The organism is Streptomyces sp. S4.7 (assembly GCF_010384365.1).
Taxonomy (GTDB): Bacteria; Actinomycetota; Actinomycetes; order Streptomycetales; family Streptomycetaceae; genus Streptomyces.
The window spans coordinates 2,346,839-2,359,733 of the sequence record NZ_CP048397.1 but is presented as its reverse complement, the minus strand read 5'-3'; the positions used below and the strand labels follow the sequence as shown (position 1 = coordinate 2,359,733).

Sequence of the window (12,895 nt, the reverse complement as noted above, 5' to 3'; positions counted from 1 at the left end):
CTCAGGCCCTGTCCGGCGATCTCCGGGGCCCCCGGGGCGTCCGGCACGGCACCTCGCCGCGTGGTCGGAGTCGTGCACGTACGCCCGGTACGAGCACGATCCTCCGCCTTGCGACGCACCGCACCGGAAGCCCCGGGCCGATCCCCGAAGATCCTCCGGACAGGACCTAGCCGGATCCTGCCCCTTGCTGCGGTACGGCGAACGGCAGCAGGGCCACTGTTACGTTGTCGTGGCCCCCACCGTCGAGCGCGTGGCCGACCAGCACCTGGGCGCTGTGCAGAGGCCGACCGGCGGCGTCGGGCGGCAGGACCCGGGCCATTTCCTGCGGGCTCTCCGCGTAGTTCCACAGCCCGTCCGTGCAGACCACCACGACCCCGGGGCGGTCCGGCTTGAAAGACGCCGTGTGCGGTTCGAGTTCGTACGCGTCGGCGCCGAGCCAGCCGGTGATGGCGTGGGCGCGCTCGTCCGCGTACGCCTCCGCCTCGTTCATCAGGCCCGCGGCGACCATCTGCGCCGCCCAGGAGTCGTCCTCGGTGAGCCGCGCGGGCGGGCCGGTGCGGTCGTCGGGCACCCAGTAGGCGCGGCTGTCGCCGACCCAGCCGACGACCAGCAGCCCGCTCGCCACGACCGCGCCGACGATCGTGCACGCGGGCGCGTTCTGCGCGCGGTGCGCGGCCTCGTGTTCGCCCGCCCGACCCGGCCGGGTGGCAAGGACGTTGACGGCCTCGGCGGCGGCCACGATCGCCTCGTGCATCGCCTGCTGCGGGTGCGTGCCGCGCGGTAGTGCGGCCAGCAGCACCTCGTTGGCGGTGGCCGAGGCCGCCGCCGAGGCCTCGTCGGGGCGGGTCGCCGACGACACCCCGTCGCAGACGATCGCGATCACGGCCGGTGTGCCGTCCGGCAGGGCGGCCGACGACACGGCGAACGCGTCCTCGTTTCGGTGGTGGCGCAGTCCGCGGTCGCTCACCGCCGCCACGGAGTTCAGTTCCTGCTCCACGTGGTCGCGCTCGCGCGGCTGGGCGTGACCGCAGTTCTCGCAGTAGCCGTCGGTGTCGACATGGCCGGCGCGGCAGGCCACGCAGAGCTTCGTACCCGCCGGGGCGGCGGGCGGCGCCGTACGGGGATCGGCCGGGTCGGCGGGGGCCACCGGGTCCGGGTCCGACGAGCGGTGGTCGGTGACATGGGGCACCGCGGGCACGGCCCCGGCGACCGCGTCCGGCGCCGCGGCGGGCGCGGGGAGTTCGAAGTCACCGGCCGGGGTGGGCGCGGCCGTGGTGTGCCCGGACAGCGGCACCCCGGTCGAGTCGAGGCCCGGCAGCTCGCCCGGCAGATGGACCGGGGCGGGCGTGTTCGTGCTGTCCCTGTCGGCGGCGGCGGGCCAGTCGACGGCGCCCGGGGGAGCGGCGCCCGAAGCGGCCTCAGCCGGTGCGGGGGCGCCGTTGATGACGATCGTGGGGTGGTCGTCCGGGGGCGGGGGCACGGCCGACAGGTCGTACCCGCACGCACCACAGAACAGGTCGCCCGACTCCAGCGGCTCCTCGCAACCGGGGCACCTCGAAAGGGCTGTCGGCTGGTGCATCTGCGACATCAATCACACCCACGTCCGGGGGCGGAAGCGGTTGGCCCGCTCCACCAGGTCGATCCTCTCCTCGCCACGCTGAGCGAGCCGGGCAAGCACCCGGTACGAGCGTTCCAGTCCCAAGCGCAGACCGCGCTCGTCCAGTTCACTGTCGAGCAGCGTGGTCTGTCCGGGCCGATTCCCTGGACCACCGGAGAGTACCCAGTCCAGAGCCGTGCCCAGTACCTCCGCCGACAACTGCTCGCGCCGCAGCGCGTCCAGACCGAACTGGCCCAGCCGCGAGATCTGGTCGGCGGCGGCCCGCAGATCGTCGATCAGCGGTGTGTCCGCCGCGGCTCCCGCCGTGGTCGCGGGCCACTGAGAGCGCAGGTCACGGCGGCGCAGCCGGGACCGAACGGCCGCGATCCTGGCCGCCGTGTAGTGGATCGACGCCTCGGGGACTGACTCCAGTGTCCGTACGGCTCCGGTCCGGTCACCCGCCGCGTTCTGCACCCGGGCGAGACCGAAGGCGGCGCTGACATAGCTCGGATCCGTCATCCATACGAGGCGGTAGTACTCGGCCGCGTTGTCGAGCTGGCCGAGCACCTCGGCGCAGACCCCGAGCGCCAGCTTCGGCGCAGCCTCGCCGGGGAACGCGTCGTAGATCGCGTCGAAGGAGAGCGCGGCGATCTCGTGTTCACCCGTCACGAGCGAGGCCAGACCCCGGTACCAGACCACCCGCCAGTCGTCGGCGTGGCACGCTTCGAGTTCGGTCAACGCCTCGGAGGCCGTGACCAGTTCGCCCATCTCCAGCCGGGCGCGCAGCTCGCGCAGCCGGCGCTCGACGGAGTCGGCGGGAGCCGCCGCGAGCGCCGAGATCAGCTCGGCGGGGGCGGAGGCCATCAGACCGGCCAGGAAGCCGGCGTTGGGGTCGTTCGCGTCGACCCGTGGCACCGGCAGCGCGAGCGCGGTGGCGCCCGCGTCGATGCGCGCGAGCGGGGCGCCGGTCTCCAGGGTCTCTCCGGCGGGCGAGGCGGGGACCGCGCCGCCCGGCGCCGTCCGGGGTGCCGGGACGCCGGCCCGACCACCGTTCCCGGGCGGGAGTTGGGGCTGTGCCCCGAAGGGCGCCGGGGGAGGCGGCATCGCCGGCCGGCCGGGCAGCGGTACGGGCGCGCCGTTGCCCCCGCCCGGCGGGGGCGGGGCACCGACCGGGAAGCCGGAGCCGATCGCGGCCGTGCCCGGGGCGCCGCTCCCGCCCATCGCGGCCCTGTCGCGGCGGCCGAACAGACCGGCGCGCACCGGCTCCGGGCGCAGCCCCAGCCGTGACACGTCCTGCAAGGTGTCGGCGAACAACCGCGTGTCCGTGACGCGCAGTTCCGTACCGAACAGCGTCGAGAGCGCCGGGCGGGGGCGCCCCGTCTGCAACGCCACGACCTCCCGCAGCACGCCGGTCAGCTGCTCGGCCATCTCCTGCGCCGAGGCGAACCGCCGCGCCGGATCCGGGTCCGTCGCCCGTACCAGCAGCCGGTAGAACGACTCGTACTTCCGGAACACGTCGATGTTGTCCGGGTCCGGCAGCGAGTCCACGAACACGTTCGTGTAGCCCTGGAAGTCGAACGTCAGCACCGCGAGCGTGCGCGCCACCGTGTACAGGTCGGAGGCCACCGACGGGCCCACCTCGGCGACCTCCGGCGCCTGGTAGCCCACCGTGCCGTAGATCGCCGACTCGTCGTCGTCCATCCTGCGGACAGCGCCCATGTCGATGAGCTTGAGCTGGTCCTCGGACTGGATCGCGTTGTCGACCTTGAAGTCGCAGTAGAGAAGATTGCGGCTGTGCAGATGCCCGAGGGCCTCCAGCGCCTCGATGCCGTACGCGCACGCCTGCTCGACCGGCAGCGGGTCGCGCTTGCCGTCCGGGCCGCGCCGCTCGTTGGCGATCTCCTTGAGCGCCTTGCCGCCCACGTACTCCATGACGATGTAGCCGTCCATGGAGCCGGTCCGCTGGTCGAGATGTTCCACGAAGTTGTAGATACGGACGATGTTGGAGTGCTCGATCTCGGCGAGGAAGCGCCGCTCGGAGATCGCCGCCTCCATGGCGTCCTGGTCACCCGTGTCGAGCAGACCCTTGAGGACCACCCAGCGGTCGGAGACGGCGCGGTCGACGGCGAGATAGATCCAGCCCAGACCGCCGTGCGCCAGACAGCCCGCGACCTCGTACTGCCCGTGGACGATGTCGCCCTCGCGCAGCTTCGGCATGAACGAGTACGGGTGGCCGCACTTGGTGCAGAACCCCTCCGTACGCCCCGGCCGCTCACCGCGCGAACGGCCCACCGGCGCACCGCAGTCGGAACGCGAGCAGTACCGCTTGCGCTCCGGGACCTCGGCGCTCGTCATCACCGCCGAGCGCGGATCGGGCCTCGGCACGTCCGGTACGGAGACGAGGCCGGCGCCCAGCCGGTTGCGCCCCGAAGCGGCGGTGGCGGTGCCGGAGCTGCGGACCGAGACCGACCGGCTGGAGAGCCGGCCGGAGAGCGAACGCGACAGCCGTCCCGAGACCGAACGCCGGGACGTCGACGAGCGCGAGGAGGCCCGCGACGACGCGCGGGACGAACCGCTGCGCGTCGAACCGCTGCTCCGGCCGCTGCCCTTGCTGTCCCTGCCGCCGCCGGTGATCCCGGTCGGCGGGGACGACACCATGCCGGTCGGCGGGACGACCGGTGCCAGACCGCAGTTGTCGCAGTACAGCTCACCGCCGCCCATGTCCTCGTAACTGCCCTCGCAGCCGGGGCGCTGGCATCCCCTCGTCCCGCTCATCGGTCCCCCCGTTCGCCCACGTCGTTCGTTCCGCCGGTGCCGCCCGGTCTCCCGACCACCGCCCTGCCCTCGCTCACGCGTTCCCCCCGCGGTCGGAGGGCCCGGACTGCCGCTGGGCCAGTGCCTCCGCCGCCGCCTGCTGGTAGCGCAGCACCGCCTGCTCGGCGACGCGCAGATCGCAGGGGGCGCTCCAGAGCATCCGGCGGGCCGCGTCGTAGCGCTCGGTCAGCATCAGGTCCTCGGCGAGCCCGTGCCTGGCGACCTTCGCCTTGTACGCGTCGAGCCTGCCGCGCAGCTCGGCCCGGACCGCGAGCGGGGCCGTGACGGCCGTCAACGACTCGCGGGCCCGGTGCAGTTCGTCCTCCGCCTCCCGCTCCAGGGACTCCAGCAGCGGGGAGAGGCGGTGCCACTGCGCGTGTCTGCGGTACTCGGCGGCCGTCGACAGCCGCTCCTGGAGCGCCGTCGGCGGACCGCTCACCGCGGGCACCTCCGAAGCGGCGATCTTCGCCAGCACCTCGCCGCGGGCCGACCGCGCCTCGGTGAGCGTACGGTCGGCGCGCGACAGCACGTCACGCAGCCGCAGCAGCCGCGCCTCCGAGTCCTGGCGCACCGTCAGGACCGCGTCGATCTCGCGGCGTACGTCCTCCAGCGCGCGGGCCGCCCGGTCGTAGCGCTCGGTGTCGGGCCGGCCGCCGCCGGGCGCCGAACTGCCGTGCACCGGCTGCCAGAAGGCCAGCGGATCGGAGATCACCTGGGCACGCAGCGTGGACAGCTCGTCGGTGATCGCCTCCAGTTCGTCACCCGCCGGGTGCTCACCGGGCCGTACCCCGGCGGAGTGCGCCAGCGAGCGGGTGCGGTTCAGCTCGGCGGCGAGCAGGTCGATCCGGGCGGGCAGCGCCGACCAGACGGAGTCCGACGCCACGACCATGTCCAGCGACTGCGCGTACAGCTCGTTCATCCGCGCGACCAGCTCGGCGAGCGTGAACTGCTCGGAGAGCTTCGCCGGTCCCGCGATGGACGGGACGGCGGTGGCGGAGCCCGCGACCGTGACGCTGCGGCCCCGCAGCTTCTCGGTCAGGTCCACCAGGTCCTGCTGGTTGAGCCACCGCAGCCGGGCGCGGGCCTCGCGGGCGCCGCGCAGCGCGGCGCCGTAGGCGTCGAAGTAGCTCCACAGCAGGGTGATCGTCTGTTCGGTGGTGGCCCAGCGGTCCTTGGTGACTCCGGTCAGGGAGGCCCCTTCGAGCAGCCGCCTGCCCGCGTGGTCCTGGAGGGCGAGCAGGGACGTCTCGATCGCCTCGCGCTCCGCGCCGAGGCGCGCGAGGGCACGATCCGCCTCGTCCCGGTCCATGGCAGGACCGGCCGACTTCCCCGTCGAACCGGTGAAGGAGCCCGCGTCGCCCATCGATCACCTCTCCGCTCTGCCCTGACCGCCGGCGCCGTTGCCCGGTGCCGTGCCCGATCTTCCGTTCTGATACCGCCTCTTCGCGGCGTCGGTGCCCGGATGCCCGGTCCCCGACCTCGTTCCTCAATCCTTGTACTTGGCCTTCGGGGCCGCGGTTATGCCTGGCAGACCGTCCTTCAGCCACTGGTTGTACGAACGCATCCAGAGGCTGCCGGCGCCGCCCGCCCGGTAGTCCTCCAGGACCTGGTTGACCCGGCGCACCAGGTCGTCGCTGCCGAGCTTGGCCGCGACGCCGTAGTACTCCTCGGTGAACGGCTCGCCCACCAGCTCGACCGCCGGGTCCTGCGCCGCCTGGCCGGCCGCGAGGGCGTTGTCGGTGACGACCGCGTCGACCTCGCCCATCTGGAGCCGCACCAGGCAGTCCAGCTGGTTCGACACCGTCAGCTTGTCCTCGTCCTGCTCGGTCCCGTCGTGCCTGTCCTTGAAGATCGCGCCGTACGACTGCTCCACCAGCGCGTCGTACGCCGTCGAGCCCGACGCCGAACAGACGCGCTTGCCGGACAGCGACTCGTCGTAACCCGTGATGTCCGACCCCTTGGGCACGAGCACCTGCTGGCCGGCCTGGAAGTAGGCGGTGGAGAAGGAGACCTTTTCGAGCCGCTTGCAGTTGATCGTCATGGTCCGTACGACCAGGTCGACCGTGCCGTTCTCCAGGGACTGTTCACGCAGATTGGTGGGGATGGCGCGGAAGATGATGTCGTCGGGGGAGCCGAGGATGTCCTTGGCGATCTCCCGCGCGAGGTCGATGTCGAAGCCCTCGATGGTGCCGGTGGCGGGGTTGCGGTAGCCCCAGCTGAAGCTGTTCTGGTCGATGCCGACGACCAGTTTGCCCCGGGCCCTGATGCGTTCGACGGCCGGTCCGTCCGCGTCGTCGGGCCGCAGACTGCGCTCCGGCTCCTCGCAGTCCGGCGCCTCGGCGGCGGCGGGCGCGGCCTCGGCCGTGACCTGCCGCGGCTCCCCGCCCTCGCCGGTCCGGCTGTCGCGTGACAGCGGAAGGAGGGCGAGCGTCGCCGTCAGCGCGAGGGCGGCGGCGACCGTGACTCCCGTACGGCGGGCGGCCGGGCGACGGTCGGTCCTCTGCGGCCGGTACGGCTCGCGCGGCCCGTCCGTGCCCGTCGGCTCCGTGGTGTCGGCTGTCATTCCTCCCCCTGTCACCGGTACTCCGAAAGCCTGCGGTTGATACCCAGGATCGCGCCCACCGCGCCGAGCAGGGCCAGTACGACGGCCCCGATCGACAGGCCCGTCAGCGCGTCCCGGCCGGAATCGGCGGCGTCGGTGAACTCCCGCTGCTCGTGGCCGATCGCCTTCGCCAGCGCGTCGTCCACCCGGTCGAACGACTCGCCCGTCGAGTCCTTGTCGCCGATGACCTTCGCCAGCGCGCCCTCGTAGTCACCGGCCTTGTCGGTGTCGTTCGCCGACTTGTGCAGCTTCTGCCACTCGGTGGCCGCCGTGCGGGCGACGCCGACCGGCTCGGAGCCCGCGCTGTCGTCGGCGAGCTTCCGCGCCTTCTCCAGCGCGGCACCGAGCCCCTTCATGTCGGCCTGGTGGTCCGTCTCGTACCGGTCGCTGCCGTCCTTCGTCAGGACGGCGCCGCGTGCGACCAGCGTCAGGTTCTCGTTCGCACGCGCCTTCAGCGAGCTGATCCGGGCGTCGTTGAGGACCGTCAGCGACGCCTGGCCGTGCGCGCTCGCGTCGTCGAGCTGCGTACGCGCCACCGTGTGGCCCACCGCCAGCCACAGCAGCACGACCGTCGCCGCGGCCGTCGCCGCCAGCAGACCGTGGTTGAACACCCTGTTCGTCCGGTGGTAGTTGCGCCGCTGCGCCCAGGCCAGCACACCCAGCGCCACGACACCGGTGGCCAGGGACAGCAACGGCCACGCCCGCGCGTCCCCCTGGTCCCGGTCGAGCTGCGCGGTCTCCGACGCGTACAGCTTCTCGGCCGCCGGGAGGATCTCCTTCGTCATCTTCTGGTTGGCATAGCGCAGATAGGCGCCGCCCAGCGGCAGGCCCTGGCGGTTGTTGGCCCGGGCGCGCTCGATCAGACCCGTGTAGAGCGGGAGTTGTTCGTTGAGCGTGGCGATCTGGCTGCGGGACTCACTGGAACCCTCCGTGTTCGCCGCGGCCTTGACCAGCAGCAGGGACGCGGTCTCTATGTCGTCCTTGTAGAGCTGCTGCACCTTCGGCGGTTCCTGCGCGCCCGCCAGGAAGCCGCTCGCGGCGGCCGTGTCGGCGCCGGCCAGCGAGCGGTAGATGTTCGCCGCGTCCGCGCTCAGCGGCTGGCTGCGGTCGACGACGTCGTCCGCGGCGACGGACCGGTCACCGACCTCGAAGGCCGTCACCGCTCCGAACACCACGACCAGCAGGGCCAGCAGGGCACCGATGATCTGGAGCCGGCCCGGCTCCGTCGTCGCCGCCGCGCGCAGGCGCTCCTTGCCCTCGGCCCACGCGCCGTGGCGCGCGGGTGGTGGCTCCGGTGGCGGAGCCGACGGCGCGGGCGCGTGCGGCGGTGCCGGAACAGGCGCTGAGCGCACATTCGGCGGGTATGTCACTTGACCTCCCCCTAGGTCCTGTCGACGGCGTCGCGCTCTTCGGCGGACCGTGGGACGACTCCCGGCCAGCAGTATGGCCGCAGGGACCGGCTTCCACACAGGCCTTGACTGGATCTTGTGCGGACGGAGCCCGCCGACGGAACACGATCTCCCCGGCGTGCTCCCCCCATTGAATACGTCAGGAACCCGTGATCGGTTCCCGAACGTGAGGGTTCGATCACGGGCCCGGAGGGTGGCCGCGCCCGGTACACGCCTGGCACACGCCCGGTTCGCGCCCGGCGCGGGCCCGGTACACGCCGACGCCGGGCACCCGCGTTCGTGCGGGTGCCCGGCGGTACGAGCGCGTCAGGCGTAGTGCGCGCGCAGCCTGGCGTGCGCCGGGGGCGCGGCGCCGGTGTGATCCAGCCCCAGCAGCCCGGCACCCAGCACCGGCGGCGCTGTCACCACTGCCACCACCGCCTTCGGCGCACGGGCCGCGAGCAGTTCCCCGATCCCCTCGTCCAGTTGCGGGTGACGGGCCGCCAGCACACTGCCGCCCAGCAGCACCGGCACCTCCTCGTCGAGCAGCCCCAGCCGCTCCAGCGCCACCCCCGCCAGCGCCACGACCTCGGTGGCGAGCCGGTCGACCACCGACCGGGCCACCGCGTCGCCCGCCGCGGCCGTCGCGAAGAGGACCGGCGTCAGCTCGTGCCTGCGCCCGTACGGGACGTGCCCCAGATGCAGCGCCTCGATCAGCGCGTACACCGAGCCGAGGCCGAAGTGCGCCGGCACCGTACGCATCAGTTCCGTCGGCTCGCCCCGACCGTCCTCGGCGCGCGCCGCGAACCACAGCGCCTCCTCGGAGAGCCCGGAGCCACCGCCCCAGTCGCCGGAGATCCGGCCGATCGCGGGGAAGCGCGCCGTACGCCCGTCCGGCAGCATGCCCACGCAGTTGATGCCCGCGCCGCACACCACGGCGACTCCGCGCGGTTCGGCGCCGCCGGGCAGCCCGGCACGCAGTATCGCGAAGGTGTCGTTGCGCACCTCCGTGGTGCGGCCCCAGCCGCGCCGCTGCACCGCCGCCGCCAACTCCCGCTCCTCCACCGGGAGATCGGCGTTGGCCAGACACGCGGAGACATGCCCGGCGATGCCCTCCGTACGGAGGCCGGCGTCGGCCGCCGCGTCGGCGACGATCGCGGCGAGCCGGTCGATCGCCGGCTCCACGCCCACGACCGGCGGCTGGAAGCCGCCGCCGCGCGCCGCGCCGAGCACATACCCGTCCGCACCGATCACGGTCACATCGGTCTTGCTGTTCCCGGCGTCGACGGCCAGGACGCTCCCGCGTCCCGCCGCCGGCTCGGTCCGGCTCATGCCCACGCGAGGTGCTCCCGGTTGTGCGCGATCAGTCGGTCGGTGAGGCCCTCGGCGTACTCGTACTGACCGATCAACGGGTGGGACAGCAGCGCCTTGTAGACACGGTCGCGGCCACCGTGCAGTGCGGCGTGGAGCGCCAGGTCCTCGTACGCGGTCACGTTCGCGATCAGCCCCGCGTACAGCGGGTCGACCTCGGCCACGGCCAGCGGCGTCGCCCCGGAGGAATCGATCCTCGCCTGTACCTCGATCACCGCGTCGTCGGCGAGGAAGGGCAGGGTGCCGTTGTTGTAGGTGTTGACGACCTGGACCGGGCTGCCGCCGCGGCCCGCGTCACCCAGCAGCGAGGCGGCCAGATCGACCGCGGCCTCGCTGTAGAAGGCGCCGCCGCGCTTGGCCAGCAGCTCGGGCTTCTCGTCCAGCGCCGGATCCCCGTACATCTCCAGCAACCGCGCCTCCATCTCGGCCACTTCCGCGGCCCGTGACGGCTTGGTGCCCAGCTCCCGGACGACCTCGTCGTGCGCGTAGAAGTAGCGCAGGTAGTAGGAGGGCACCACGCCGAGGGTGTCGAGCACCCGGCGCGGCAGCCGCAGGTCGTCCGCGATCGCGTCGCCGTGCTCGGCGATCAGCTTGGGCAGCACGTTCTCACCGTCGGGGCCGCCGAGCCGTACGCTCCGCTCCCAGGTCAGATGGTTGAGCCCGATGTGCTCCAGATGGACGGCCGAGGGGGCGACGTCCAGCAGCTTCGCGAACTTCCGCTGGAAGCCGATCGCGACGTTGCACAGCCCGATCGCCTTGTGTCCGGCCTGGAGCAGGGCGCGCGTCACGATGCCCACCGGGTTGGTGAAGTCGATGATCCACGCGTCCGGGTTGGCGCGCCGTACCCGCTCGGCGATGTCCAGCACGACCGGGACCGTACGCAGCGCCTTGGCGAGACCGCCGGCGCCCGTCGTCTCCTGGCCGACACAGCCGCACTCCAGCGGCCACGTCTCGTCGCCCAGGCGCGCGGCCTGTCCGCCGACGCGCAGTTGGAGCAGGACGGCGTCGGCGCCTGCGATGCCCGCGTCCAGGTCGGACGTCGTGACGATCGTGCCGGGGTGCCCCTGCTTGGCGAAGATCCGCCGCGCGAGACCGCCCACCAGCTCCAGCCGGCCGGCCGCCGGGTCGACGAGCGTGAGCTCACTGATCGGGAGGGTGTCCCTCAACCGGGCGAAGCCGTCGATCAACTCAGGTGTATAGGTGGACCCGCCACCCACTACTGCGAGTTTCATGTGTGTTGCTAGCCCTTCACTCCGGTCAGTGTGACGCCCTCGACGAAGGCCTTCTGCGCGAAGAAGAAGACGAGGATCACGGGGGCCATGACCAGTACGGTCGCGGCCATGGTCAGGTTCCAGTCGGTGTGGTGCGCGCCCTTGAAGGACTCCAGCCCGTAACTGAGCGTCCAGGCGGCCGGATTCTCCGACGCGTAGATCTGTGGACCGAAGTAGTCGTTCCACGCGTAGAAGAACTGGAACAGCGCCACCGCGGCGATGCCCGGCTTCGCCATCGGCAGGACGACCCTGATCAGGGTACGGAACTCGCCGCAGCCGTCGACGCGGGCCGCGTCCAGGTACTCGTCCGGGATCGTCAGCAGGAACTGCCTCAGCAGGAAGATGGAGAACGCGTCGCCGAACGCCATCGGGATGATCAGCGGCCAGAGCGTGCCCGACAGGTCCAGCTGCTTCGCCCAGAACAGATACATCGGGATGATGACGACCTGCGGTGGCAGCATCATCATCGAGATGACGAGCATCAGCGACAACTGCCGCCCGCGGAAGCGGAACTTGGCCAGCGCGTACGCCACGGGGATCGAGGAGGCGACCGAGAGGACGGTCCCCGGCCCCGCGTAGAGCAGGGTGTTCTTCCACCAGGTCAGAAAGCCCGGCGTGTCGAAGACCTTGGTGTAGTTGCCCCACTCCCAGCTGTTCGGGGTGAGGTCGCGGGTGAGCGCCTGCTGGTCGCTCATCACCGAGGTGAGGAAGAGGAAGACGAAAGGCAGCACGAAGAACAGCGCCGCCGCGACACCGAGCGCGTGCACGGCGATCCAGTGCAGCACCGCCCTGCGGCGCGCGGTACGGGCCGCCGGTGTGCGCGTGTCGTCCGCCGGCCGCACGGGCCGGCCGGGCGCGTCGAGCAGTTGAGGGGGCATGGTCAGTCACCCGTTCCGATCAGTCCGCCGCGACGCCGCATCAGGAACGCGGTGAAGACCATCGCCAGGGCGAACAGCACGAGCGCGACGACGCAGGCCGCGCCGTAGTCGAAGCGCTGGAAGCCGAGGTTGTAGACGAGCTGCGGCAGGGTCAGCGTCGACTTGTCCGGGTAGCCGGGCTCGAACTGCTGGCCGGAGCCGCCGATCACACCGGAGGCGACCTTGCCCGCGACCAGTGGCTGTGTGTAGTACTGCATCGCCTGGATCACCCCGGTGACCACGGCGAACAGCACGATGGGCGAGATGTTCGGCAGCGTCACGTAGCGGAAGCGGTGCCAGGACGACGCGCCGTCCAGCTCTGCCGCCTCGTACTGCTCCTTCGGTACGTCGAGCAGCGCGGCCATGAAGATGACCATCAGATCACCGATGCCCCAGACGGCGAGCACCGTGAGCGCCGGCTTGGACCAGGAGGCGTCGTTGAACCAGCCCGGAGTGGGCAGTCCGAGGTCGCCGAGGATCGTGTTGACCGGCCCCGTACCGGGGTTGAGGAGGAACACGAAGGCGAGCGTGGCCGCGACGGGCGGCGCCAGGTACGGCAGGTAGAACAGGGTCCGGAAGACCCCCGTGCCCGTCTTGATCTTTGTGATCAGCATGCCGACGCCGAGACCGAACACGACCCGGCAGGTGACCATCACCAGCACCAGCCACAGGGTGTTGCGCAGCGACGGCCAGAACATCGGGTAGTCACCGAAGACGTAACTCCAGTTCCCGAGCCCGTTCCAGACGGGGGAGTTGAAACCGTCGTACTTCATGAAGGAGAAGTACACGGTCGACGCGAGCGGATACGCGAAGAAGACCGTGAACCCGATCAGCCAGGGCGACATGAACGCCACCGTCCGCAGCGCCCGTCTCCTGCGCTTCGCCGCGAGGCCGCCGCCGGGGCGCTGCGGACGGAGCGTGTTGCTGGACATCAG

General features: G+C 72.0%; 9 protein-coding genes. All 9 read right to left on the bottom strand.

Annotated elements, in window-relative coordinates; all coding sequences use genetic code 11:
• Positions 1-166 precede the first annotated feature (166 nt).
• The 9 genes from SSPS47_RS10360 to SSPS47_RS10320 all read right to left on the bottom strand — a co-directional run bounded on the left by SSPS47_RS10360 (position 167) and on the right by SSPS47_RS10320 (position 12,892).
• Positions 167-1,588 carry a PP2C family serine/threonine-protein phosphatase gene (locus tag SSPS47_RS10360; RefSeq protein WP_164250466.1) on the bottom strand — a complete coding sequence of 474 codons (1,422 nt, stop codon included), beginning with the start codon at positions 1,586-1,588 and terminating at the stop codon, positions 167-169.
• 3 nt (positions 1,589-1,591) lie between these two features.
• Positions 1,592-4,372: a serine/threonine-protein kinase gene (locus SSPS47_RS10355; RefSeq protein WP_164250465.1), complete on the bottom strand. Its 2,781-nt coding sequence runs from the start codon at positions 4,370-4,372 to the stop codon at positions 1,592-1,594.
• A 73-nt stretch (positions 4,373-4,445) separates the two neighbouring features.
• A complete protein-coding gene (locus SSPS47_RS10350; RefSeq protein ID WP_203557818.1) occupies positions 4,446-5,774 on the bottom strand; it encodes a hypothetical protein in 1,329 nt (442 codons plus the stop codon).
• 123 nt (positions 5,775-5,897) lie between these two features.
• Positions 5,898-6,974 carry a glutamate ABC transporter substrate-binding protein gene (locus tag SSPS47_RS10345; protein ID WP_164250463.1) on the bottom strand — a complete coding sequence of 359 codons (1,077 nt, stop codon included), beginning with the start codon at positions 6,972-6,974 and terminating at the stop codon, positions 5,898-5,900.
• Positions 6,975-6,985: 11 nt separating this feature from the next.
• On the bottom strand, positions 6,986-8,257 hold the full coding sequence (locus SSPS47_RS10340; protein ID WP_164254491.1) for a hypothetical protein: 1,272 nt from the start codon (positions 8,255-8,257) through the stop codon (positions 6,986-6,988).
• 471 nt (positions 8,258-8,728) lie between these two features.
• Positions 8,729-9,733 carry a BadF/BadG/BcrA/BcrD ATPase family protein gene (locus SSPS47_RS10335; protein ID WP_164250461.1) on the bottom strand — a complete coding sequence of 335 codons (1,005 nt, stop codon included), beginning with the start codon at positions 9,731-9,733 and terminating at the stop codon, positions 8,729-8,731.
• The gene (locus SSPS47_RS10330) at positions 9,730-11,004 is read right to left on the bottom strand and encodes a 6-phospho-beta-glucosidase (protein WP_164250459.1); all 1,275 of its coding nucleotides are present in this window, start codon (positions 11,002-11,004) and stop codon (positions 9,730-9,732) included. Before SSPS47_RS10330 ends, SSPS47_RS10335 begins: the two co-directional genes overlap by 4 nt.
• 8 nt (positions 11,005-11,012) lie before the next feature.
• A complete protein-coding gene (locus tag SSPS47_RS10325; RefSeq protein ID WP_164250457.1) occupies positions 11,013-11,921 on the bottom strand; it encodes a carbohydrate ABC transporter permease in 909 nt (302 codons plus the stop codon).
• Positions 11,922-11,923: 2 nt separating this feature from the next.
• Entirely contained in the window at positions 11,924-12,892 is a 969-nt protein-coding gene (locus SSPS47_RS10320; RefSeq protein ID WP_164250455.1) for a sugar ABC transporter permease, read from the bottom strand.
• Positions 12,893-12,895 lie beyond the last annotated feature (3 nt).

Coding starts and splice junctions, on each gene's coding strand:
- SSPS47_RS10345 (WP_164250463.1), bottom strand. CDS start 6,974: ATGACAGCCGACACCACGGAGCCGACGGGCACGGACGGGCCGCGCGAG.
- SSPS47_RS10325 (WP_164250457.1), bottom strand. CDS start 11,921: ATGCCCCCTCAACTGCTCGACGCGCCCGGCCGGCCCGTGCGGCCGGCG.
- SSPS47_RS10320 (WP_164250455.1), bottom strand. CDS start 12,892: ATGTCCAGCAACACGCTCCGTCCGCAGCGCCCCGGCGGCGGCCTCGCG.
- SSPS47_RS10355 (WP_164250465.1), bottom strand. CDS start 4,372: ATGAGCGGGACGAGGGGATGCCAGCGCCCCGGCTGCGAGGGCAGTTAC.
- SSPS47_RS10350 (WP_203557818.1), bottom strand. CDS start 5,774: ATGGGCGACGCGGGCTCCTTCACCGGTTCGACGGGGAAGTCGGCCGGT.
- SSPS47_RS10330 (WP_164250459.1), bottom strand. CDS start 11,004: ATGAAACTCGCAGTAGTGGGTGGCGGGTCCACCTATACACCTGAGTTG.
- SSPS47_RS10335 (WP_164250461.1), bottom strand. CDS start 9,733: ATGAGCCGGACCGAGCCGGCGGCGGGACGCGGGAGCGTCCTGGCCGTC.
- SSPS47_RS10360 (WP_164250466.1), bottom strand. CDS start 1,588: ATGTCGCAGATGCACCAGCCGACAGCCCTTTCGAGGTGCCCCGGTTGC.